Origin of the sequence: Bradyrhizobium sp. 63_E2_N1_3 (genome assembly GCF_052076005.1) — a bacterium.
Classification (GTDB): domain Bacteria; phylum Pseudomonadota; class Alphaproteobacteria; order Rhizobiales; family Xanthobacteraceae; genus Bradyrhizobium; species Bradyrhizobium barranii.
The window spans coordinates 7,833,962-7,857,109 of the sequence record NZ_CP197235.1; the positions used below are offsets into that span (position 1 = coordinate 7,833,962).

General features: G+C 64.2%; 24 protein-coding genes. 10 read left to right on the plus strand and 14 right to left on the minus strand.

Annotated elements, in window-relative coordinates:
* Positions 1-63: 63 nt before the first annotated feature.
* Positions 64-996 carry an OmpA family protein gene (locus tag AB7531_RS37160; protein ID WP_187387816.1) on the plus strand — a complete coding sequence of 311 codons (933 nt, stop codon included), beginning with the start codon at positions 64-66 and terminating at the stop codon, positions 994-996.
* Between the two features lie 634 nt (positions 997-1,630).
* Positions 1,631-1,867: a hypothetical protein gene (locus tag AB7531_RS37165; protein ID WP_028150700.1), complete on the plus strand. Its 237-nt coding sequence runs from the start codon at positions 1,631-1,633 to the stop codon at positions 1,865-1,867.
* 109 nt (positions 1,868-1,976) lie between these two features.
* Here the strand turns inward: AB7531_RS37165 and rpoD are convergent, their stop codons facing one another.
* Both rpoD and dnaG read right to left on the minus strand, forming a co-directional pair.
* A complete protein-coding gene (gene rpoD, locus AB7531_RS37170; protein WP_063985486.1) occupies positions 1,977-4,136 on the minus strand; it encodes an RNA polymerase sigma factor RpoD in 2,160 nt (719 codons plus the stop codon).
* A 379-nt stretch (positions 4,137-4,515) separates the two neighbouring features.
* Positions 4,516-6,534, minus strand: a complete 2,019-nt coding sequence (gene dnaG, locus AB7531_RS37175) for a DNA primase (protein ID WP_063985487.1) — start codon at positions 6,532-6,534, stop codon at positions 4,516-4,518.
* Between the two features lie 203 nt (positions 6,535-6,737).
* Here dnaG and AB7531_RS37180 point away from each other — a divergent pair, with 203 nt between their 5' ends.
* Positions 6,738-7,301: a chlorite dismutase family protein gene (locus AB7531_RS37180; RefSeq protein WP_063985488.1), complete on the plus strand. Its 564-nt coding sequence runs from the start codon at positions 6,738-6,740 to the stop codon at positions 7,299-7,301.
* Positions 7,302-7,377: 76 nt separating this feature from the next.
* Here the strand turns inward: AB7531_RS37180 and AB7531_RS37185 are convergent, their stop codons facing one another.
* Positions 7,378-7,776 (minus strand): gamma-glutamylcyclotransferase family protein, encoded by a 399-nt coding sequence (locus AB7531_RS37185; RefSeq protein WP_063985489.1) that lies wholly within the window; start codon positions 7,774-7,776, stop codon positions 7,378-7,380.
* Positions 7,777-7,982: 206 nt separating this feature from the next.
* Between AB7531_RS37185 and AB7531_RS37190 the strand changes: the two genes are divergently transcribed.
* A complete protein-coding gene (locus AB7531_RS37190; RefSeq protein ID WP_441280247.1) occupies positions 7,983-8,789 on the plus strand; it encodes an N-formylglutamate amidohydrolase in 807 nt (268 codons plus the stop codon).
* Here AB7531_RS37190 and AB7531_RS37195 read toward each other — a convergent pair.
* The 4 genes from AB7531_RS37195 to AB7531_RS37210 form a co-directional block, all read right to left on the minus strand.
* On the minus strand, positions 8,786-9,769 hold the full coding sequence (locus AB7531_RS37195) for a DUF3592 domain-containing protein (protein WP_084795399.1): 984 nt from the start codon (positions 9,767-9,769) through the stop codon (positions 8,786-8,788). The genes AB7531_RS37190 and AB7531_RS37195 overlap by 4 nt on opposite strands.
* An 84-nt stretch (positions 9,770-9,853) precedes the next feature.
* On the minus strand, positions 9,854-10,474 hold the full coding sequence (locus AB7531_RS37200) for a LysE family translocator (protein ID WP_080586526.1): 621 nt from the start codon (positions 10,472-10,474) through the stop codon (positions 9,854-9,856).
* Positions 10,475-10,519: 45 nt separating this feature from the next.
* The gene (locus AB7531_RS37205; protein ID WP_063985490.1) at positions 10,520-11,056 is read right to left on the minus strand and encodes a hypothetical protein; all 537 of its coding nucleotides are present in this window, start codon (positions 11,054-11,056) and stop codon (positions 10,520-10,522) included.
* Between the two features lie 2 nt (positions 11,057-11,058).
* Entirely contained in the window at positions 11,059-12,507 is a 1,449-nt protein-coding gene (locus AB7531_RS37210; protein WP_063985491.1) for an LVIVD repeat-containing protein, read from the minus strand.
* Positions 12,508-12,623: 116 nt separating this feature from the next.
* Here AB7531_RS37210 and AB7531_RS37215 point away from each other — a divergent pair, with 116 nt between their 5' ends.
* Genes AB7531_RS37215 through AB7531_RS37225 form a run of 3 tightly spaced genes read left to right on the plus strand, consistent with a single transcriptional unit; the run spans position 12,624 to position 13,910 of the window.
* Positions 12,624-12,938: an ArsR/SmtB family transcription factor gene (locus tag AB7531_RS37215; protein ID WP_063687468.1), complete on the plus strand. Its 315-nt coding sequence runs from the start codon at positions 12,624-12,626 to the stop codon at positions 12,936-12,938.
* Positions 12,931-13,401, plus strand: a complete 471-nt coding sequence (locus AB7531_RS37220) for an SRPBCC family protein (protein ID WP_014492102.1) — start codon at positions 12,931-12,933, stop codon at positions 13,399-13,401. The genes AB7531_RS37215 and AB7531_RS37220 overlap by 8 nt, the downstream gene beginning before the upstream one ends.
* Complete coding sequence (locus AB7531_RS37225; protein ID WP_063985492.1) at positions 13,398-13,910, plus strand: SRPBCC family protein; 513 nt, start codon at positions 13,398-13,400, stop codon at positions 13,908-13,910. Before AB7531_RS37220 ends, AB7531_RS37225 begins: the two co-directional genes overlap by 4 nt.
* 18 nt (positions 13,911-13,928) lie before the next feature.
* Here the strand turns inward: AB7531_RS37225 and AB7531_RS37230 are convergent, their stop codons facing one another.
* A complete protein-coding gene (locus AB7531_RS37230) occupies positions 13,929-14,108 on the minus strand; it encodes a hypothetical protein (protein WP_063985493.1) in 180 nt (59 codons plus the stop codon).
* Positions 14,109-14,502: 394 nt separating this feature from the next.
* On the opposite strand from AB7531_RS37230, the gene AB7531_RS37235 reads away from it, so the two are divergent.
* On the plus strand, positions 14,503-15,309 hold the full coding sequence (locus AB7531_RS37235; RefSeq protein WP_063985494.1) for a transglutaminase-like domain-containing protein: 807 nt from the start codon (positions 14,503-14,505) through the stop codon (positions 15,307-15,309).
* Positions 15,309-15,494, plus strand: a complete 186-nt coding sequence (locus AB7531_RS37240) for a hypothetical protein (protein WP_063985495.1) — start codon at positions 15,309-15,311, stop codon at positions 15,492-15,494. The genes AB7531_RS37235 and AB7531_RS37240 overlap by 1 nt, the downstream gene beginning before the upstream one ends.
* Positions 15,495-15,522: 28 nt before the next feature.
* Here the strand turns inward: AB7531_RS37240 and AB7531_RS37245 are convergent, their stop codons facing one another.
* The gene (locus tag AB7531_RS37245) at positions 15,523-16,296 is read right to left on the minus strand and encodes a DUF2189 domain-containing protein (protein WP_063985496.1); all 774 of its coding nucleotides are present in this window, start codon (positions 16,294-16,296) and stop codon (positions 15,523-15,525) included.
* A gap of 299 nt (positions 16,297-16,595) precedes the next feature.
* On the opposite strand from AB7531_RS37245, the gene AB7531_RS37250 reads away from it, so the two are divergent.
* Complete coding sequence (locus AB7531_RS37250) at positions 16,596-18,827, plus strand: ATP-binding protein (protein ID WP_063985497.1); 2,232 nt, start codon at positions 16,596-16,598, stop codon at positions 18,825-18,827.
* A gap of 2 nt (positions 18,828-18,829) precedes the next feature.
* Here AB7531_RS37250 and AB7531_RS37255 read toward each other — a convergent pair whose 3' ends face one another.
* From AB7531_RS37255 to AB7531_RS37275, 5 genes are all read right to left on the minus strand, one after another.
* A complete protein-coding gene (locus AB7531_RS37255) occupies positions 18,830-19,273 on the minus strand; it encodes a hypothetical protein (RefSeq protein ID WP_028159430.1) in 444 nt (147 codons plus the stop codon).
* 2 nt (positions 19,274-19,275) lie between these two features.
* The gene (locus tag AB7531_RS37260) at positions 19,276-19,644 is read right to left on the minus strand and encodes a YybH family protein (RefSeq protein ID WP_063985498.1); all 369 of its coding nucleotides are present in this window, start codon (positions 19,642-19,644) and stop codon (positions 19,276-19,278) included.
* An 80-nt stretch (positions 19,645-19,724) separates the two neighbouring features.
* Positions 19,725-20,192, minus strand: a complete 468-nt coding sequence (locus AB7531_RS37265) for a MarR family winged helix-turn-helix transcriptional regulator (protein WP_028159428.1) — start codon at positions 20,190-20,192, stop codon at positions 19,725-19,727.
* Positions 20,193-20,205: 13 nt separating this feature from the next.
* Positions 20,206-21,816: an acyl-CoA synthetase gene (locus AB7531_RS37270; RefSeq protein ID WP_063985499.1), complete on the minus strand. Its 1,611-nt coding sequence runs from the start codon at positions 21,814-21,816 to the stop codon at positions 20,206-20,208.
* A 123-nt stretch (positions 21,817-21,939) separates the two neighbouring features.
* A complete protein-coding gene (locus tag AB7531_RS37275; protein WP_063986690.1) occupies positions 21,940-23,079 on the minus strand; it encodes an epoxide hydrolase family protein in 1,140 nt (379 codons plus the stop codon).
* Between the last annotated feature and the right edge of the window lie 69 nt (positions 23,080-23,148).

Sequence of the window (23,148 nt, forward strand, 5' to 3'; positions counted from 1 at the left end):
GATCGTATCTTGGCCGCGACAAATGAATTGCGCTCGCCCCGTCCCCAACCGATCGAGATCACCATGCCCATTCCGCACCGGATGCTCGCTGTCCTCGCCCTGCTCTCCTTCACCGCCACGGCCGCCGCCGCGCAGACCCGCGATGTCGCAGGCAGCCGCGACTATCCCGGCATCGGCCGCTTCACCGGCAGCGTCATCACCGGCTACGTGACGAAGGATTTTGACGCCGCACGGATGCAGGCGGCCGCCTTTAGGGACGGCCAGCCGGCAGATGCGCGGCGGCTCGAAGGCCGCATCTTCCGCATCGCCTATCGCACCAATCCCGGCCCCTCGATCCTGGAAGTGTCGCGCAATTTCGAGACGCAGCTTGCGAAAGCCGGCTTCGAGACCTTGCTCGCCTGCGACACCGACGCCTGCGGTGCGATTCCCTTCACCGAGGCGATCGACACGCTGCCGGTGCCGCAGATGTGGGTCGACGGCTTCAACTACCGCTATTTTGCCGGCCGCAAGACCGAAGGCGGGCGCGAGACCTATGCCAGCGTCATCGTCAGCCAGAACAACCAGGACATTTATGCGCAGGTTACAGTCGCCGAGCTCGGCGCCATCGCGAACAAGATGGTCGATGCCGCCGCGATGGCGAAGGGTCTTGGCGAGACCGGTCACATCGCGCTCTACGGCATCTATTTCGATACCGACAAGGCGGTGCTGAAGCCGGAGAGCCGCCCGACGCTGGAGCAGATCGCAAAGCTGCTGACGAGTCAGCCGCAGCTCAACGTCTTCATCGTCGGCCACACCGACGGCCAGGGCGCTTACGAGTACAATCTCGATCTCTCGAAGCGCCGCGCCGAAGCGGTCGCAGCCGAACTCGTGAAAAGCTTTCGGATCGCGCAGACGCGGCTGCGCACCGCCGGCGTCGGATTGCTGGCACCAGTCGGTTCCAACGCTACGGACGCCGGCCGCGCGCTCAACCGGCGCGTGGAGCTGGTGGCGCCGTAACGGCCTCACTCATCTTCCCACCTGCGCTCCGAGTATCTGTTGAATGGCGTTGTCGGTGGAGAAGTGGCTCGTCGTAGCGGAACTCGTCACGTGTACGCAGTGAGATGTGCAACCACGGATATGGAACTCGTTCGCACAATGGAACACAACCTGTGCACGCGGACGGAAGACGTGCAGGCGAACGCGCATTTTTACAAAGCACGCACCTCTCGTTGCGTTGCGAGAGCGGGAAATATGAACAAAGTGATTTGGCCATCCAAACAATTGCTTTGATGCGCATCGAAACCAGATGTCGCGATCAGCGCATATCTGACGCGCTCGATGCGACATCACGGCGTCAACGATTTGCCTTGCCACGCTATGGCGCAAGTTATAGTATTCTATTCTAGGTTGTCGCCCCGCCAGCCCCGGGCGACGCTGAAGACCAAAAATAAACGGCGGGCTTTGCGGCCCGCCGTTTGTTGAGCGAAGGGTTGCATCGGATTTTACGAAGCGCCGGACGCATCCGAACATCCAGCAAACGGACTTCATCGATCGATTGCGCAGCCGAGACCGCCGCGACAGGTCCGTGTGACCACCGGAAAACCCGCCAAAGTCATTTGACTATAGCGCCCTGATCGACGACAAGCCCGCCATGGCCAAAAAACCTGGAACCAATCCCAAGGGCGAGTTCGCCTTTTTCAACGTCTTCTACGAAGACGGCTCCCAACGCTCCAACCGGCGCGTGCCTGCGGAGCTGCTCGGAGGCCTGGACGGCGACGAGCCCGCGCGCGGTTTCATCATGGAGCAGGACCGCGAGATCGCGGAAAAGTCCGGCCGCCCGCCGCTGGCAATCAAGACCCTCGACCGGGTCGGCGCGAAGAAGAAGTAGGCTCCGTCCGACTCGCGAAGCGTCGGCACAAATAGAAAACGGCGGGCTTTCGGCCCGCCGTTTTCGTTTGGATGAATGCCCGGGACTGGCCCGGGCACGACGATCCGAATTAGTTGTCCAGGAACGACCGCAACTTCCGGCTCCGCGACGGATGCTTCAGCTTGCGCAGCGCCTTCGCTTCGATCTGGCGGATACGTTCGCGGGTGACCGAGAACTGCTGGCCGACTTCTTCCAGCGTGTGGTCGGTGTTCATGCCGATGCCGAAGCGCATGCGCAGCACGCGCTCTTCGCGCGGGGTGAGCGAGGCGAGCACGCGCGTCGTGGTCTCGCGCAGGTTCGACTGGATCGCGGCGTCGATCGGCAGGATCGCGTTCTTGTCCTCGATGAAATCGCCGAGGTGTGAATCCTCTTCGTCACCGACCGGGGTCTCGAGCGACAGTGGCTCCTTGGCGATCTTGAGGACCTTGCGGACCTTCTCCAGGGGCATGCCGAGCTTCTCGGCGAGCTCTTCCGGGGTCGGCTCGCGGCCGATCTCGTTGAGCATCTGGCGCGAGGTGCGCACGATCTTGTTGATCGTCTCGATCATGTGCACGGGGATGCGGATAGTGCGCGCCTGGTCGGCGATCGAGCGGGTGATCGCCTGCCGGATCCACCACGTGGCGTAGGTCGAGAACTTGTAGCCGCGGCGGTATTCGAACTTATCAACCGCCTTCATCAGGCCGATGTTGCCTTCCTGGATCAGGTCGAGGAACTGCAGGCCGCGGTTGGTGTACTTCTTGGCGATCGAGATCACGAGACGGAGGTTGGCTTCCACCATCTCCTTCTTGGCCTGGCGTGCCTCGCGCTCGCCCTTCTGCACGGAGTGCACGATCTTGCGGAACTCGACGATCTCGAGGCCGGTGAGCGCGGCGAGCTGGTGCACCTCGTGACGGAGGTCCTTGATGCGGTCCTTCTCGATATGGACGAAGTTCTTCCAGCCCTTGGCCGAGAGCTTCGAGACGCGGTTGAGCCAGCGCGGATCGAGCTCGGAGCCGGTGTAGTTGCGCAGGAAGTCCTCACGCGCGACGCCATGGCTATCGGCAAGGCGCATCAGGCGGCCCTCGTGCGACACGAGGCGCTTGTTGATGTCGTAGAGCTGCTCGACCAGTGAGTCGATACGCGCCTGGTTCAGGCGCAGCGACTTCACCTCGACGATAATCTCGTCCTTCAGCTTGCGATATTTGCGTTCCTGGTGCGGCGACAGCGAGGGCCCGTGCGAAGTGCTCTCGAGCTGGTTCTGGATGTCCTGCTCCTGAAGCTTGCGCAGCTTCTTGTAGCTGTCGGCGATCTTGTCGAAGATCTCGACGACCTTCGGCTTGAGCTCGGCCTCGATGGCCGCGAGCGACATCTGGTTCTCGAACTCGTCGTCCTCGTCCATGTCGGCTTCGGCGGCGGCTTCGCCCGGATCCTTCTCGCCTTCGCCGGCATTGCCGGGCGCAGGCGCGGCGCGGAACGGGGTCGGCGACGGCGGCGCGGCGGGCGGAGCGACATGCGCCGGCGCAGCTCCGTTCACGACAGCGGCCTCGCCGCCTTCGGCGGACGCTTCGCCGTTCTCGCCGGTCGGACCGCCGATCATCGCGGTGTTCATGCCGCCCTTGGCGTCGGGCCCGGCATAGGTCGCTTCGAGATCGATGATGTCGCGAAGGAAGATCTTGCCTTCGTTGAGCTCGTCGCGCCAGATGATGATGGCCTGGAAGGTCAGCGGGCTTTCGCAGAGGCCTGCGATCATCGCCTCGCGGCCGGCCTCGATGCGCTTCGCAATCGCGATTTCGCCTTCGCGGGACAGGAGCTCGACCGTACCCATCTCGCGCAGATACATGCGCACGGGGTCGTCGGTGCGCTCGCCCGGCTCGCTCTTCTTGACCTCGGTGACGGCCTTCTGGGTGACCTCGACGAGCTCGTTATCGGTCTCGTCCTCGCCGCCCTCGTCCTTGTCCTCCTCGCCGTCGCTATCGTCGGCTTCGGTGACGTTGATGCCCATGTCCGAGAGCATGGACATGATGTCCTCGATCTGCTCGGGGGAGGTCTGGTCGGACGGCAAAACTTCGTTGAGCTGATCGAAGGTCACGAAGCCGCGCTTCTTGGCCTGCTTGATCATCTTCTTCACGGCCGCGTCGGACAGATCGAGCAACGGCGACGGCGCGTCCTGGGAGTCCTTCTCCGGCGCGTCCGCTGCCTTGTCGTCCTTTTCTTTGTCCTTCGCCTGCAGCGTCTTTGCCTTGGTGGCCATCCATTGCTCCTAAACGCGCTTCATGCAGAAGGCCGAACGGCCCGCCCGCCTGAATTCACTTGAACCTGTTGTTCGACGCTCTCGCTTCGTCAGATCGCGACACGGAAAGGGCGGCGCGGATATCTCTCGCCACCCCGACCTTCTCTCTCGCCGGATTTGCCTAACGCTTCGTGAGCCTCTTTGTCGCAGCGGATGCAGGTGTAGTGCCAACAGCGATTGCGCGGATTCATTCCTGACGCGTCTGTTCTGCCTGCGGCCGCCTGGTGGCCAAAGTGCTACAAGACCGTTAAGCCTCGATTAACCCTGTTTTTGCCGCCAAACCTTGGATTTGGCGAGTCTTTTAGCGGTTCCGGTCCCGGCCGTCCGCATGATTCTTTCATCACACGCTCTTCTGGAACCGGCCCGACAGCTCGCCAAAACCCTCGATCAGGGCCTCGGTACCGTCGACTTCTCCTATCCGAGCCTTGACGTCACGCAGCCACGCCAAATTGGCCTCGCTGGGGTCCTCCCCCAAGGCCAGCTCGGCGTCCTTCAGTTCTCTAAGTAGTGAATGGTATTGCCGATGCAAGGCAACGAGCTGGTGCCAGGTGGAGAGAACGTCGTCCCGGGCGGCGCCCTCGCGGGCACCCCACACCGCCGCGGTCGTGATGCCGTTCTCAACCCTTTGAAGAAGCTGTAAAAATCCGCCCTTTTCGATGTCGGCTCGCATCTTCTCGGCCAGCTCGCCGGGGTCCGGCGAGTGGTGGTGGTCGTTGGCGAAGGCGGCGATGATGCCGGCCCGGAGCTTATGGGCCTCGGGATGGGCCAGCTCCAGGGCGGCGACCTCCTCAAGGTGGTCGTGCAGCAGCCAGGGGTGGTTGATCAGGATTTGCAGGATCAGGGCTTCGCGCCGGGATATGGCGCTGCGCTGGCCCTTCATGATCGGGCTGGCCGCCAGCTGGGGGCTCGCCGCCTGGTAGGGGCCGGAGGGAATAAAGGCGGGACCGGAGGCCCCACGCCGCCCCTGGCTGCCGAATCCCTGACCCCCGAATCGATTCGCCTGTCCCCCGTTGCGCGGCTGGAAGGAGCGGCCGGAATTGCCTTGGAAATTGCCCCGGCCGGCAAAACCGCCGCGCCCGCCCTCAGGCGCGAAGGTGCGTCGAAGCCGTTCGGCAAAATCGTCGCGATAATAGCGCCGCACCACCTCGTCGCGGATGCCGTTGGACAGCTCCTTGACGCGCGCTTCCAGCGCGGCGCGACGCTCGGGCGTGGCAAAGTTGCCGCCTTCGAGTTCGCGCGACCAAATCATCTCGGCGAGCGGCTTCGCCGCAGCAATGACATCCTCGATCGCGCCGCGACCGCCCGAGCGGGCGAGATCGTCGGGGTCTTGCCCTTCCGGCAGCAGCGCAAAGCGCAGGCTCTTGCCCGGCGCAAGAAATGGCAAGGCCAAGTCGGCCGCGCGATAAGCCGCCTTCTGTCCGGCACGATCGCCGTCGAAGCAGAGGATCGGCTCGTCCGCCATCTTCCAGAGCAGCGTGAGCTGGTTTTCGGTCAGCGCGGTGCCGAGCGGCGCCACGGCACCTGCAAAGCCTGCTGTCACCATGGCGATGACGTCGACATAGCCTTCGACCACGATCAGCGCGCTACCATCGTGGGTGGCTTTGCGCGCGGTCTGGTGATTGTAGAGATTGTCGCCCTTGTGGAAGAGCGGCGTCTCCGGCGAGTTCAGGTATTTTGCCGGAACGTCCTTCTCCAGCGCGCGCCCGCCGAAGGCGATGACACGGCCACGCAGATCCGTGATCGGAAACATCACGCGATCGCGGAAGCGATCGTAGGGCACGGGAATGTCGTTGCCGGCAACGAGCAGCCCGGTCTCGATCATGTCCTCGATGGAGACGCCGAGCTTGCCGAGATGCTCCTTCAGCGCGAAACGCTCGGGTGGCGGCGGCGCATAGCCGAGGCGGAACTGCACTTGCGTCGCCGGCGAGATCGCGCGATCGGCGAGATAGCCGCGCGCCTTGGCGCCGGCGCGCGAGGCCAGCGTCTCGGCGAAGAATTTTGCAGCGAGCTCCATGACGTCATGCAGCGTGCGGCGCCGCTGCTCGTGCCGCGCCGCATCCGGCGTCACCGCCGGCAGCGGCAGGCCCGCCATGCCGGCGAGCCGCTCCACAGCCTCGGCGAACGGCAGGCCGTCGGTCTCCATCACGAAGGTGATGATGTCGCCGTGCTTGCCGGAGGAGAAGTCGTGGTAAAATCCCTTCTGGTCGTTGACGTAGAAGGACGGCGTCTTCTCCTGCTGGAACGGCGACAGCCCCTTCCATTCCCGCCCGGCCTTCTTCAGCTTCACGCGCTTGCCCACGACTTCGGAGACCGAAAGCCGGGCACGAAGCTCGTCGAGGAACTGGGGCGTGAAGCGCATGGGCTCTGGGTCTGGCGCGAATCAACGTGAGTCGGGCGAAGGGTTACGGATATAGGCGCGGCCTGCCCAAAAGTCAGGTTTGTCCGGCTTATCCGGGTTATTCGACCTATGCACAGGCGTCATTCCGGGGCGATGCGAAGCATCGAGCCCGGAATGACCGCGGAAAGACTTGAACCCGGACCGGTTCCGCGCTTCCATAGGCCATGTTCAGGATGTTTCGCGGCGGCCACAGCGGGGGCTGGCGTGTGACCTCGATTTCACCCGTGGTGGGCGAGCCCCTGCCCTTCGTGCCGGCGCTGTCGGTGACCGACAGCGAGGCGATTTCATTGCCCCTGGTGCCCTCTCGCAATGCGTGGCGGCTGGTCGGCGTTGCGAGCACGCCGCGCTATACTGAGCGCGCCGAGAAGCAGCAGCTCACCGCGGTGCAGGCCGAGCTCGGCCGGTTAGGGGCCACTTCCGCGGCGCTGATTCCGATCCGCAAATCGGAGGCGTGGTGGGAGCTGACGCAGGAAGAGCGCCGCAAGATCTTCGAGGACAAGTCGCACCACATCGCCAGCACTCTTCGTTTCCTGCCCGCCATCGCGCGGCAGCTCTATCACAGCCGCGATCTCGGCGGTCCCTTCGACTTCCTGACATGGTTCGAGTTCGCGCCCCCCGATGCCTCGCTGTTCGAGGAGCTGGTGGCGATGCTGAGGCAGACCGAGGAGTGGAGCTACGTCGAGCACGAGATCGACGTGCGCCTGGTGAAGGAAGTGCTGTCGGCTTAGTGATCGAACGCCGGCCACGATGAAGGTGCGATCCCTCGCTCCGCTTGCGCGGGAGAGGTGAAGTCCGCATCCGCGCCTAGTGCTCGAGAAAGCGCCCGGACTCGATGCGCGGCAGATCGATGACGGGCCAATTGTAGACGTAAGTCCAGGCCTTCTCCGTGGTGCCATCAGGCAGCGTCACGTCGATCAGCTTGCGCAGATATTCGGTCGGCTCCGGAAAGCCCTCGCCGCAGGCCTCGTACATGTCGAGCTCGCGCAGGAGCTCGTCGGGCACGCGCAATTGAAAAAGCTCACCATGGACGACATCGGAGGCCGCGTTCGACAGCAGCAATCCGGGATAATGCTTCACGAGAACGAGCCGGCCGCGACACGTCGCGTCACCCAAAAAGTCCGCATGTCCTGCAAGCAGCCGCGCCATCGGATGGTCGAAGCCGCGCATCAGGGTGCCGTAGACGAAAAGACGATCGGAGGTCATGGGGTGTCTATAGCCGTCAATCGAACGAAACGACAGCCGCACATTTCCTCGTCCCAGCGAAGTCCCCGGGGGCAATCGAGATTTGGTCTTGTGATGAATCGCCGGCAACGGCATCGTCTGGCGATCATGATGATTTTGGGTGGACCGACCTGCAAGCGATTGCTGCCCAATTTGGACGGTAACTGCTTTTTCCATAGGCAATCAGGATGGACTTGAACACGGCCGACGCGACCGATCAACTGCTCGGCGCGGGGGACATTCCGCCGGTGCATGAGGTCAATGCGGATGGGGCATCGCCTTTCCTGCTCACCTCGGATCATTACGGACGGATCTTGCCGCGCGCGCTCGGCGACCTCGGCGTCGCGGCAAGCGAGCTGACGCGACACATCGCCTGGGACATCGGCATTGCCGGCGTCGCCGAGCGGCTGGCAAGAATGCTCGATGCGCATCTGATCGCGCAGCGCTATTCCCGGCTCGTGATCGACTGCAACCGCTCGCCCGGCGTAGCAAGCTCGATTCCCGTGATATCCGAGGCGACCGCGATCCCGCGCAACGAGGGCATCTCAGAGGGCGAGCGCGCGGCGCGGCGGCGCGAGATCTTCGAGCCCTATCACCGCCGCATCGATGCCGCGATCGACCGCCGCCTGCACGACACGCGGCCGACGGTGCTGGTGTCGCTGCACAGCTTCACGCCGGTTTATGCCGGCGTCGCCCGGCCCTGGCACATCGCCGCGCTGTATAACCGCGACACCGTGCTGCCGCAGCTGCTGCTGAAACATTTGCGCGCTGAAGGCGATCTCGTCGTCGGCGACAACGAGCCCTATGCGGTGAGCGACCTCAGCGACTACACCATCCCCGTCCACGGCGAAGCCAGCGGCCTCGTCAACACCGGCATCGAGATCCGCCAGGATCTGATCGCGGATCAGTCCGGCCAGCAGCAATGGGCGGAGCGGCTGGCGAGGATTTTTGCGGAGATCGAGCTGGAGTTGCGCAGGGAGAGGCTGGTCGACTAGCTGCCCCGCGTCGCGACGAACACCGCGAGCGCAGCGAAAATCGCAGCGATACCCCACAGCAGCCAGGCGATGCGGACGGGGCCGCTTGTATCGAGCGTTGCCTCGGCCGGGTTGTCGGGATTGACGCGCACCTCGACGGTCGCGCCGTGCTTGTAGCGCGACATCAGCTTCTTCAACATCTCGTCGGACCCGGACTGCGTCCCGGCCGCGACGCGCGCGCATTCATTGGTGTAGCTGATATTCTGATAGCGATAGGTGTAGGTCACGCGCTTGCCGAACATCTCGGTGCCGCGGCGCTCGCCCGGCTCGCTGGCCTCGTGATATTGCTCGATCCCCGACAGCTTGATCGTGCCCGGCACCACCGGCCAGCGCGCCGCCTTCAACGCCTGCCGCCGCACCCCATACCCCATCAGCGCGATGACGAGGCCGAACGCGCCGAAGCCGACGACAAGGCCGGCGAGATCGGGCCGCCCGATGCGGTGCGCAAGGTAGGCATAAGTCTGGTTGAGCCCGAACGCCGAGCCGAACACGATGCCAAACGCGATCGCCGTGCCGATGCCGAGGCAGCCCCACAGCCCCTTGGGCAGGTCGCGCTCGAGCACGGCCTGATCGGGATGGCGCGGATTGTAATAGACGGTGACGATGCTGCCGGCGGGATATTTTGCAAGCTTCTCGGCGACCTCGAAATTGCCGAGGTCCTCGCCGATCGAGATGCGGTTACAGCTCAGCTTGCGGCTGCCGACCGGATATTCGTAAGTCACGTTCGCAAAATTGCGGCTCTCGAGCCGATAGCCTTCCTCGCGGTCGCTGTCGGACACCCTGACCTCGCGTACCTCGGCGACCGAGCGGACGACCTTGCCCGATGCCTGCGGCCAGCTTCGCGCCTCGCGCACCTGCCAGGTCTTCACAACGGAGGCGACCAGTAACAGCCCGAGCGGTGCGAACAGCATCGCATAGACGAACCAGGGCAGATCGGGCACGGCCAAATTCCTTCGTCAGCGGCAATGCCCGATTGGACGCATCGCCGCCGCGAAGGGTTCAAGCGCGAACCGGTACGAGCGAGGTTATTTTGCCCGTGTCAGCGCCAGCCAGATACCGCCGCCGATCATGAAGCCGCCGGAGATGCGCGACATCAGCCGCGTCCGGCGGGCCGAGAAGAATTTTCGCGCACGCCCCGCGGCAAGAGCGTAGAGCGCATCCGTCATCGCCGCGGTGACCATGAAAGTGGCGCCCAGCACCGCGACTTGCGGGAAGTGATCGCGGTTCATGTCCATGAACTGCGGAATGAAGGCGCCGAAGAAGATCAGCACTTTCGGGTTCGACAGCAGCACAAGGAAGCCTTGCAGGAAGAACCCGCCGCGCGGCGGCGCCGGCGGCTCGTCGACATTGAGGCCTTCGACCGGCGCCCAGATCAGCTTGATGCCGAGCCAGATCAGATAGGCGGCGCCGGCAAAGCGCACCCAGTCGAACCAGTAACCCATGGTCGCCATCAGCGAGGTCAGGCCGACTGCGACGATGCCGATGACGATGGCGAGCCCGGCCTGCGCGCCCGCGACATTGGTCAACGCCGCGCGCGTGCCGTGACGCAGGCCGTTGGCGACGACGAGGGTGACGATCGGCCCCGGCAGCAAGGCCAGCGCAATGCAGGCGGCGACGAAGGCGAAATAGGCTTGCATGGACATCATGGGGAGGACTCGCTGAGAGCGGTTTGGCGCATTAATGCATGACACTCACTGTCCGTCCAGCGCCGCGGTCGCCCATACCTTCATCTCCCGCGTCTCCAGGAACGCCAGCGCTGCGCGTTGCACGGCGCCTGCTTCGCCACGCCCCTGGGCCGCAGCGACGAAGAGATCGCAGCGGCGCGAGACGGCGATGCCGATCGCGGCATGGCGGACGTCGTCGAGCATATCGAGATCATAGCGCCTGGCACGGCCGCGCATCTCGCCAAGACCCACCTCCTCGCCCGGCGCGACGGCGGCAAAGCGCGGGCTGATCAGATCGATGTCGGCAACGCGATCGACCTCATCATCGTCGGCGACGCCGCGGTCGCAATTGCAGAAGCCACGCTTGGCGCGCACGTAGAGCTCGGTGCCCGCGCAGGCGCCGTCGCAGCGGAACGCGCGGCCGGCGGGCCAGCCGTCGCGCGGGAACGGCCATGCGATTTCGCGCCAGCCTGCCGATTCCGCCGCCGGCGCCAGCCGATAAGCCCCGACGCCGGACACACCGAGCGCGATGGCCACAGCCGCAATCGCCGCCCCGCGCCGCATCGTCAGTTCCTCGGCAGGCCGGCGGCCGCGCGCGCCGGTCCGGTCAGTTCGAGGATATGCAGACCGGTATTGGCGCGGTCGACGATGTAGATGTAGCCGCGATCGTCGGTCTCGACATTGTTGGTCTGGATCGCGACCTTGCAGCGCTCGCCGCCCTCGACGGGAATGCAGCGCTTGTCTGTGGCCTGCGTGATCGCCGGGATGAAATAGCCGACCTCCTTCGGATGATAGGGATCGCGGATGTCGAGCGCCCGCACGCCCGCATTGAAGAAGGCGATGAAGGCCATCTTCTTGTAATAGACCGGCGCCATGCTCTCGTTCGAGGAGTGCGAGCCGAAGCGGCCGCCGCGCTGGCAGAACTGTCCACCCGCCTCCGGCACGGTGTAGCTCGAGATCATCATCGGCCGCGTCTCGGTGGTGACGTCGGCGAACCACACCATCTGCCGCGCCTCGCCGCATTCGTTCAGAATCGCCTCGTCGACGATCATGACGATGTCGCGGGTCTTGCCGTCCTTGTCCTCGGCGAATTCCGCGACCGGCATATCGAGCATCGGGAACGTCGTATGCGCGCCGTTGAAGGCGGACATCGGCATGCGCGAAATCTCGGGATAGCGAAGATTCTCCGGCGTCGGCTCCTTCGGCCCGTTCAGCAACTTGTCGCGATCGACGATCTGCAGGATGCCGCCCTTGTTGGTGCCGTAGCCGAAGAACACGCGATTGCCGTCGGGTCCGGTCGAGATCGGCCCGTGCAATTCGGTCGGCACGGCGCCGGTCGAGCCGGGCTCCTGGCCGGGCAGGCCAAAGTCGCGGATTTTCTGCGGATGCGCGGGATCGCTGAGGTCGTAGACCTGCGTCATGCGCCGCGTGCGCCAGTCCGGCGCGCCGGAGACAAGAAAGGCGATGCCGGTGTCGCACTCCCACCAGCTCTTGTGGGTGTCCTTCAGCCCGCCGATGCGGGTAACGAGCACGGGATTTACGGGGTCGGCGACGTTCCAGATCTCATGCGCCTCGCTGCCGAAGGTGCGGAGCATATAGACCGCATTGGGATCGCCCTTCGGCAGCGACTTGCCGTCGCAAACCCGTACCATCTGCGCGCCGCCGGATTCGTACTTGCCTTCCTGTCCCGGCAGATGCCGCAGATATTTTGGACGCGCGGGATCGGTGACGTCGACGATGGACGTTCCGTTCGGTTCGGCCTGCCCCGTCATCGGGTTGACGGGCGCGGGCACGTCGTCGGTGCCACCGTGATGGCCGATATAGGCGATCCAGCGATCGGCCTGATGATGGATGGTCGGCTGGTACGCGCTGCGCGCCTGCAGGTCGTTGGTGCCGACCAGCTTCATGTTGGACGCTTCCTGCGGCGCGCCGATGGTCTGCTTCTGTTGTGCCTGGGCCGTGGTGCTGCAGGCGAAAAGGACAAGACCTGCTGCGAGTGAGAAGCAACGGAACATCAAAGCTCTCCCGGAACCAATCTGCGTTGGCTGAGCTTCAAGGCTAGCACAGCCATTTCCGGGCGCCAAAGACACCATCTTGACATGCAACCATTTGGTTGCCTATTATCGCCACCATGGATGAGGTCTTCAAAGCGCTCGCCGATGCGTCACGACGGTCGCTGCTGGACAGGCTTCACGCCAGGAACGGCCAGACGCTGAACGAACTCTGCGAAGGCCTCGCGATGACGCGCCAGGCCGTGACCAAGCACCTTGTCATTCTCGAAGAGGCCAATCTGGTCACGACCATCAGACATGGCCGCGAGAAGCTGCATTACCTCAATCCGGTGCCGATCCATCAGATCGGCGAACGCTGGATCAGGAAATTCGAGCGCGGCAAGCTCGCCGCGCTCGGCGAGTTGAAACGTCAGTTGGAGAAGCGCGATGAGTAAGCCCCAATTCGTCTATGTGAGCTATATCGAGACCACGCCGGAAAAGCTGTGGGAGGCGCTGACGTCGAGCGAATTCACCAGGCAATACTGGTTCGGCGCCGAGGTCAGGTCAGACTGGAAGGTCGGCTCCCCCTTCGCGCTCACGCTCGACGGCGAGGTCACCGATTCCGGCGAGATTCTGGAGGCCGATCCGCCGCGCCGCCTGTCCTACAGCTTCAAGCACCAGAAGTTCGAAGAGCTGCGCGGCGAGCCGATATCGCGCGTCGTCTTCACGATCGAACCGTTCGGCTCGCTCGTGCGTTTGACCGTGTTGCATGACGGCTTCGTCGAGGGCGGCAAATATCTCGGCGCCGTCTCCAACGGCTGGCCGGCGATCCTGTCCCAGCTCAAGAGCCTGCTCGAGACCGGCAAGCTGCTCGGCATTCCCCGCGCCGCGCTCAACAAGGGATTCGACGCAAAATGAACCTCGATCAGTTCAAACCACTGACGGTCTACACCATCTACATCGTCTCCACGCCGGAGAAGGTGTGGGAAGCGCTGACCTCGGCCGAGTTCAGCAGGAAGTACTTTTCCGGTTTTGCCGTGGAGATGGAACGGAGGCTCGGCGGGAGTTTCACCGTGCGCGCGCCTGACGGTTCGGAGCACATCTCGGGTGAAGTCTTCGAATACGATCCGCCGAACAAGCTGACGGTGACATGGAACGTCAACTGGCCCGACCTCGTCGCAAAGCTCGGCACCACGCTCGTCACCTACGAGATCGAGCAAGCCGGCGAGGCCGTCCGCCTCACCATGAGCGAACGCCACGACCGCGCGCTCAGCGAAGGCATCCTCTCCGGCGGCCGCACCGGCTGGCCCGCGATCCTGTCGGGACTGAAGAGTTTGCTGGAAACCGGCAAGGCGCCGCAGATCAAAATGACACCGCCAGCGCAGATGCTGGCGGCGTTGAAGGCGATGGGGATCAAGACGCCGTAGCGGCCGAAATCGGCGCTGTTATCGCTTCTTCTTCACCGGCGGTTGAATCTCGTCGATCTTGCGACGGCAATCCCCTTCCGAGTCGTGCGGGCCCGAGACGAAGGTCCCGCTGACCTTGATCGCGTACCAGCCTGACTCCACGCCGAGCCGGAGCGCTTCGTCTGTCTTGACGTGCCGTGGGGAGAGAGTTTGCATCATGTGCTTTCGGTTGGCGTTCGATCTCGTATCGAACCGCTGTGGAATTTTTCAGGCGTCCGCGGCACGCCTGCTGCGTCCGGCTCGCCCGCGGGAAGTGGCAATAAGCGCGACGATCGCCGTTACGACGTCGCGATGAGAAGGCTCCGCCGATGCGAAGAATGAGTCGCTTCAAGTCGCGCGCGAATCGTCGTGACGCAGCGTGTGCGCACAGACGACCGCTCTTTCCGACATTGGCGCACCGTGCGCGCAATCGCCGCAATTAGCTATCGTTTTCTCGCCCGCGCCGCGCTTTTGAAGCGCCAAATGCCGCTCTCGATCGAATAAGGCCGTGAATGCCTTGTGTTCGATCGCTTCGTAGCCATGTTGGGAGCTTGGCCAAGAGAAAGAAGTTTGCATGAAGCTCCGCGTCGGGTTCGAGATGCTGTACGAGTTCCCGCAGCCGACGCCTATGATCATGGTGTTGGGCACGCACTTCACGCGCGCCTCTGATATCGTCGTGCCCGACCTGCTGACCACCCGACCTTCGGTGGCGATCAGTCCCTATCGCGACCTCTTCGGCAATTGGTGCAGCCGCATCGTTGCGCCGGCCGGCGCCTTCCGTCTTGCCGGCGATGGCATCGTTCGCGACAGCGGCCTGCCCGACCCGGTGTTTCCGAACGCGTTTCAGCACGCCGTCGAAGCGCTGCCGGCCGACACGCTCGTCTATCTGCTCGGCAGTCGCTACTGCGAGACCGATCGCCTGTCGGATATCGCATGGAAGTTGTTCGAACAGACGCCGCCGGGCTGGGCGCGGGTCCAGGCCATCTGCGATTTTGTTCATCGCCACATCACGTTCGGCCATGAGCACGCGCGTGCGACCAAGACAGCCCGGGAAGCCTACGACGAAGGCAAGGGCGTGTGCCGTGACTATGCCCATCTCGCCATCGCGTTCTGCCGCAGCATGAACATTCCGGCGCGTTACTGCACCGGCTACCTCAGCGACATCGGCACCCCACAACCATGGCCTGCTGGAGATTTCGCCGCCTGGTTCGAGGCTTTCGTCGGTGGAAGCTGGCACATGTTCGATCCGCGCAACAATACGCCGCGGATCGGCCGCGTGCTGATTGCGCAGGGGCGCGATGCCGCAGACGTCCCGATCGTCCAGACCTTCGGTCCGAATACCCTGCTCAATTTCAAGGTATGGACCGACGAGGTTGCCTGATGACAGACAGCACCCCTGCGCTCACCGCCGATGAATTTGCGTCCTTGGCCATAGTCGGCAAGGGTCAAGGCGACATTCCGCAGGCGCACGGCGAACGTCTGGCCAATCTGGGTTATGCGATCAGGCGGCTCGGCGAACTCGAGCTGACTTCGTCAGGCGCTCGCCGCCTGGCAACGGGCGAATAGCTCGCTTCCGTTGCGTCCGGCTTCCCCTTTACGCCACCGGCACCACCAACCGCCGGTAAAGGTGCCATGTCGCATGTCCGAGCACGGGCAGCGTCACGACCAGTCCGAGAAAGTACGGCAGCGCCGAGACGATCAGCAGCATCACGATCACCGCGGCCCACGAGATCATCGGCAGCGGGCTAGTCACCACCGCGCGTACGCTCGTCACCATGGCGGTGACGAAATCGACCTCGCGGTCGAGCAGCAGCGGAAACGACACCACCGTCAGCGAGAACAAAATCAGCGACAGCGCGGCACCGACCGCATTGCCGATGACGAGGAACAGCAGGCCCTCATTCGTCGTCAGCACCACCGTCATGAATTCCTGCAAGCTCGAGAACGAGGCGTGCAGGCCGAGCAGCAGCGCGATGAGCAGCCGAACCTGGTACATCCAGATCACGAACACGAACAGCGTGACGAAGGCCATCCAGCCGATCTCGCTGCGCGCGCGTATCGCCGACCAGATCGCGCCGAAGGAGACCGGCTCGCCGCATTCGCGGCGACGGCTGACCTCGTAGAGGCCGATCGCGACGAACGGCCCGATCAGCGCGAAGCCGGCCGCAAGGGGATAGACGAGATAGACCATGCCGAAGGCGGTGAGGCAGAGCATGATGGCGATGCCGCCGCCTGCGTAGAGCGCGCCGAAGCAGAGCCCGTAGAGCGGCAGCGCCTGGAAATCGCGCAAACCCTCGACCAGCGCCTCGGCGATGTCGGTCGCCGCCACGGGACGCACCACCGGATCGACTTTGCCCGAGATCGACATGCGGCTCCCTCTCCTCATCACCGGCACGATCTCCGTCGCGCGCGATCCCGATATTAGCGCCCTCGCGACCGGCGCGCACGCGCGCGTTGATTGCGGGATGACGGTATCCCGGGAGGCCCGACACCAGCCCGACAGGGCCTCGCGGGCGAACTTTCCGGGGACTCATCCGTGATGTACGCGGCCGAAATCTTTCCCCGCGGGGCTTTTTCGGCGGATGCCTATGGACTGAGCGGAGGGTGGTGCCGCAGATTGCATCTTCGAACCAGCACGCGCGACGACCAAATTGGACCGCCCGACCGATGAGCTTGCGTACCCGGCTACTGATACTCGTCATTGCGGCCATGCTGGTGCCGGCCATCCTCGTCGGCTTACGTTTCGTGCAAAATCGCAGCAGCGAAATCAACGCAGCCCTGGCCAATCTGACCGCGACAGCCGACGACATTGCGAGCGACCTGGACGAGAAGATCCAGGGCACCGCCCAGCTTCACTATGGTCTCGCCCGTGCACGCGACCTCGACACGCGCGACAAGGCGGCGTGCTCGGCGTTCCTGTCGGAAGTGCGCGAGGAATACCCACAGTTCACCGGGATATTGACCATCGATCCCGACGGCAGCCTGTTCTGCGATTCGCTGCGGACCAACCGCACCCTCGACCTCCGGGATCGCGCCTATTTCAAGCAGGCCCTGGCGTCGCGCGGCATCGCGCTCGAGCCGGTATTCGGCCGGCTGACCGGACTATCGGTGCTCCAGATCGCCTATCCAGTGCGATCGGAGACGGGCGCCCTGAAGCTGATCCTGCTCGCCTCCTTCAACCTGCGCAAATTCGCGGAGTTTCACGACAAGCGGCTGCTCGGCCAGAAGGAGATCCTGCTCCTCGACAGCAAGGGAACGGTTCTGGTCGCCCCCTCCCGCGGAGGATGGACCGAGCCGGTCGGCACGTCGATCGCGGGATCCGATCTGCTCCGCTTCGCTGCAACGCCGGACCGGAAGGCGTATCAGGAGGTGACCGATCGCGACGGCCGGACGCAGGTCTGGGCTGTCGCCGCGCGCTCGCCTTCGACCCGCGATGCCGGCCTCTACATCATGGTCGGACGGTCCAAGGACGGACTGGTCGCCGCGGCGAATCGCCGGCTCTACGAGGATGTGGCGATACTCGCGGTGGCCTCGCTGCTGCTGCTGGCGGCCGTCTGGATCCTTGCCACCGTGAGCGTCGGGCGCCAGGTCGGACGTCTCGCCACCATGGCGAAGAAACTTGGGCTCGGAGATCTCAGCGCGCGAATTCCGCCTCCCCACCCGGGCGGCGAACTGGGCGGATTGATGACCCTGCTCAACGACACCGCCGAGTCGCTCGAACAGCAACGCGCCGCCATCGCCGACCTCAGCCACAAGCTCAGCCAATCCCAGAAGATGGAAGCCATGGGCCAGCTCACCGGCGGCGTGGCGCACGATTTCAACAACCTCTTGACCGTCATTCTCGGCAATTCGGAGCATCTTGCCGACAGACTGGCGGGCAACAAGGAATTGCACCGGATCGCCAACGACATCGCGACCGCCGCCGAGCGCGGCTCCGACCTGACGCGGAGCCTGCTCGCCTTCGCGCGCAAGCAGCCCCTGAGGCCGCGAGACATCGACATCGCCGTGAAGATTCACGAGATGGAGCAGCTGTTGCGCCGGCCCCTGGGCGAGTACATCGAATGCACCTTCGCGCTCGAATCGGATGTGTGGCTGACCAGCGTCGATCCCGGCGAGCTGACAACGGCGCTGCTCAATCTCGTGCTCAACGCGCGCGACGTCATGCCGCTCGGCGGCAAGCTGACGATCGAGGCGCGCAACACCTCGCTCGGTGAATCCGACCTTGACGTCAATGGCGAGCCGCGGCCGGGCGACTACGTCATGGTGGCCGTGACCGACACCGGCAGCGGCATGACCGCCGAGGTGGCGAGCCGGGCGTTCGAGCCGTTCTTCACCACCAAGGAGGTCGGCAAGGGCACCGGCCTCGGCCTGAGCATGGTCTACGGCTTTGTGCGGCAATCCGGCGGCGTTGTGCAGATGCAGTCCGAACCGGGACAAGGCAGCGTCGTCAGGCTGTTCTTTCCCCGCCTTGCGGCGCCACCAAACGAGCATCCGTCACCGGCGGAACGGATCGTCGCCCCCGACGGAAGCGAGACCATTCTTGTCGTCGAGGACGACGACATGGTTCGGGCCTATGTCGAGAGCGAGCTGAAGACCCTCGGCTATCGCGTCATCGCGGCGTCGAACGGTCCCGCGGCTCTCGAACTGTTGCGCCGCCCCGGCGACATCGACCTGCTGCTCACCGACGTCGTGATGCCGGGCGGCATGTTCGGACCAGAGCTTGCCAGGCAAGCGACCGGCTTGCGGCCCGGGCTCAAGGTGCTCTTCACCTCGGGCTACACCCAAAATCCCGTCAAGACGCCCGACGGGGTCGGCGACGCCCGCATCCTGACAAAACCGTTCCGGCGGAAGGATCTTGCCGCGATGCTGCGGTCCGCCCTGTCGGCGTCGCCGCGCTGAAATCAGGAAGAAAACGCCAGCCGGAGCGCTACGCCGAGATTGGCTACGAACAGAGCCGCGTCGATGACGAAGATCCTGAGCATCGGACCTTTCAGCACGGGCCAGTAGGCCACCCCGACGCGCCCTCCGCGCATCAGGACCGGAAGGTTATAGGCGAACTGGCTGAAGTGGCAGGCGGCAAAGAACAGGAACAGCGCGAGCTGCGCCTCGATCGGCTGGAAGAAGGCCGGACGAGCGGCCAGAAGATAGAACGACAAAAGCCCGATCGGCAGATTCATCCCGCCCAGGAACGCCACGCTGGCCGCCAGCGTCGGCGCGATCGGATTGCTGCGCTCTTCGCGCGGCAGGAGTATCTTCAGCGTGTTGCCCTGGGCGACGCTGAACTGGATGAACGCGCCGCCGAACCAGAGCGTGTTGAGGAGCAGGACGAAATCCGAAAGATGCATGATCATTTTCCGTAGAAGGCTTCGCTGCGCACCACACGGCCCGCATCGTCGAAATCCATGAACTCGCTGGCGCGCGTGTCGCCGAGCTGCCACCACACCGTCAGGCGCGCGATCGCCTCGTCCCAGCTCCAGCTCAGGATCTTCAGGTCGGCGCTTTCGATGTGGCCATAAGCCTCGCGCCAATAAGCGCGGATGTTCTCGGCGCCGCTGACGACCGGAGAACCGGTCAATGATAGTGCCAGAGGGCTGCGCATCTGCGCATCGTTGGCGAAATGCGCGACGACCGCGTCGATATCGACCCGGCGCCAGCTCGCGCACCATGCCGCGACAAAGCGCTCGGCGGCTGCGCGATCCATTTTCCATCCGCTCATGGCGGAGCCCTCCCCTGGCTCGTTGCCGGGAAAGTGGCAAAGCTCGCGCCTCATGTCAACTATATTGACTTGAGGAACCGTCAGTTGTTGTCGGCGATCGCCCCCATGACGGCCATCCATGCCGCCGCACCCGACGCCCCGGCGCGATCAAACGCTTCGCGCAGGACCTTGCGCTCGTGATCCGATGCCTTTTGCTCGATGCGTCGCCCGGCCTCCGTCAGGCGCAACAGCTTGGAGCGATGCTGCTCGGGTGCCCGCTTCGACGTCAGGAGCTTGCGCTCCAGCAGCAGGTTGAGCGGCCGGTTCAGGGCCTGCTTGGAGATGCCGAGGATCTCGATCAGCGAGCCGATCGCGATATCGGGACGGCGCGCCACCACGTAGAGGATGCGGTGGTGTGGACGCGACAGGCCCTGCTTCGCAAGATATTCGTCGGCCTCCAGCGTCATCCCGCGCCAGCCGTAATACATCAGCTCCAGCGCCGCATCGAGATCGTGCAGCTTCGGAAGTGAGGCGCGGTGAAGCCCCGCAGCTTGAGACGTCTTTGCCATTGTCTGAAAGAGCCTAACCCCGCGCCCGCAGCTCGCGCCGCAGCACCTTGCCCGTAGCCGTCATCGGCAGCGTCTCCGCGAACTCGACGAAGCGTGGATATTCGTGCGCGGCGAGTTGCACCTTCACGAACTCCTGGATCTCGCGCGCGAGCGTGTCGCTTGCCGCGAAGCCGGGACGCAGCACGATCCAGGCCTTGATCGATTCGGTGCGGATCGGATCGGGGATGCCGACCACCGCCGCCATCGCCACCGACGGATGCTTCATCAGCGTGTGCTCGATCTCGGACGGGCCGACGCGATAGCCGGCGGTGGTGATGACGTCGTCCTCGCGGCTGACATACCAGAAATAACCGTCCTCATCCCGGGTACCGAGATCGCCGGTCAGCAGGAATTCGCCGGCATATTTCTTCGCCGTCGCGTCTGGATTGCGCCAGTATTCGAGCATCGTGCACGGACATGGCTGGCGCACGCCGATGATGCCGCGCTGCCCCGTCGGCAGCTCCTCGCCCTTGTCGTTGACAATGCGGACGTCGAAGCCCGGCGTCGCCTTGCCCATCGACCCCGGGCGGATCGGAAACAGGTTGGAGTTGCTGCCGATCACGAGATTGCACTCGGTCTGTCCGAACACTTCATGCGCATCGATGCCGAACGTCTCGCGTACCCAGCCCAGCAGCTCGCCGCCGAGCGATTCACCGCCGGTGAAAATGCTGCGCAGCTTGACGCCCGGATGCTTCACGCCGGCCTGCCGCATCAGCTTCAGCGCGGTCGGCGGCAGGAAGACGTTGCGGACACCGAGGTCGGCCATCATCTGCATCGCCGCCTGCGGCTCGAACTTTCGCGCGCGGTGACCGACCAGGGGGATGCCGTGATACCAGAACGCGAACAGGCCGTTGACGAGGCCGCCGATCCACGCCCAGTCCGCCGGCGTCCACATCAGATCGCCGGGGCGCGGCAGGAAATTGTGGCACATCTCGACATTCGGCAAGTGGCCGAGCACGACGCGATGCGCATGCAGCGCGCCCTTCGGATTGCCTGTCGTGCCTGACGTGTAGATGATCAGGGCGGGATCATCGGCGGAGGTGTCGACGGTCGCAAAGTCCTCGGACGCGGTTTCGATCGCCGGCCAGAACGGTTTTGCGCCGGCGTGGACGGCGCCGCTCGTGATATAGATGTCCTGCAGATAGGGCAGCCGATCGCGGACCTTCGTGAGCTTCTCCCAGCCCGCCTCATCAGTGATGATGGCTCTTGCTTGCGAATTCGACAGGCGGAATTCCAGCGCGTCCTCGCCGAACAGCGCGAACAGCGGGATCGAGATCAGCCCGGAGCGGAACGCGGCCATATGCGCGATCGGCAGCTCCAGCGACTGCGACAGGAACACCGCGACGCGGTCGCCGCGCACGAGCCCATCGGCCTTCAGCACATTGGCGAAGCGGCGCGACATCTCCGCGACCTCGTCGAAGGAGGTACGCGTGGTTGCGCCGTTCTCGTCGACATAGACCAGCGCGAGGCGGCCCGTGCCGTCGGCATGGCGGTCGCAGCACGCCTCCGTCATGTTGAAGCGCGCCGGGACGTCCCAGCGGAAGTTACGATAGAGCTCGTCGTAGGTTGCGGCTTCGGTCAGCATGGTCGTTTCCCGGCAGCGTCGTCACGGCCGGGCTTGTCCCGGCCATCCACGTTCTTGTTGGACCTGAGTTTATGCGCGTGGGTGCCCGGGACAAGCCCGGGCATGACGATGCGGAGGCATCCCCTAACGGCGCACCGTCTGGAAGAATTTCCTGACGTCGCCAACATACAGCTCCGGCTGCTCGAATGCGGCGAAATGCCCGCCCTTCTCCATCTCGCTCCAGTGCGTGATGTTAGGAAAGTTCGGCTCCATCCAGCGCCTGACCGGCGTGATGATCTCCTTCGGGAATACGGCGACGCCGGTCGGCACGTTGACCCTGGGCGTGGTGCGGCGCTTGCCAAAACTCTCCCAATAGAGCCGTGCGGAGGAGGTCGCCGTCTCCGTTGCCCAATAGAGCATGACGTTGTCGAGCAGCTCGTCCTTGTCAAAAATATTTTCGGGATGGCCGTCGCAATCGGTCCAGGCCCAGAATTTTTCCAAAATCCAGGCCGCCTGCCCGCTCGGCGAATCCGTCAGGCCATAGCCGAGCGTCTGCGGCCGCGTCGATTGCTGCTTGGAATAGCCGGAATCGAGATCGACATAATGCTTCAGGCCGGCGAGCGCGCGCTTCTCTTCCGCCGTCGGCTCGCCCTCGACCTTCGGCGCCGCGTTGAAAGCGAGCGTGATGTGGATGCCGGCGCAGTGCTCGGCGTCCTGCGCGCCCAGCGATGTCGTCACTGCCGAGCCCCAGTCGCCGCCCTGCGCGCCGTAACGCGCGTAACCGAGCCGATCCATCAGCTTCGCCCAGGTCGCGGCGATGTGGTCGACGCCCCAGCCGGTGGTCCTTGGCTTGGCGGAGAAGCCAAAGCCCGGCAGCGACGGGCAGATCACGTGAAACGCATCCGCAGGATTACCGCCATGCGCGGCAGGATCGACCAGCGGCGCGATCACTTTCTGGAATTCGACGATCGACCCCGGCCAGCCGTGGGTGATGATCAGCGGCAGTGCGGACGGCTCCTTCGAGCGCGCATGCAGGAAGTGGATATCGAGCCCGTCGATCTCGGTGGTGAACTGGTCGAAGCGGTTGAGCTTTGCCTCGCGGGCGCGCCAGTCATAGCTGTTGGCCCAGTAGGCGCAGATCTCCTGGATCCATTTCAGCGGCGCGCCCTGGCTCCAGTCGTCGACCAGCTCCGCCTCCGGCCAGCGCGTGCGGGCGAGGCGCGATTTGAGGTCGGTGAGAATGTCGTCGCTGATGGCGATGCGAAACGGTTTGATGGCGCCGATCATCGGTTGCCCCCGATTTGTCTATCGGGAGAGAGTAGACCGAACTCACGCGGCATCAAAGGTGCACCT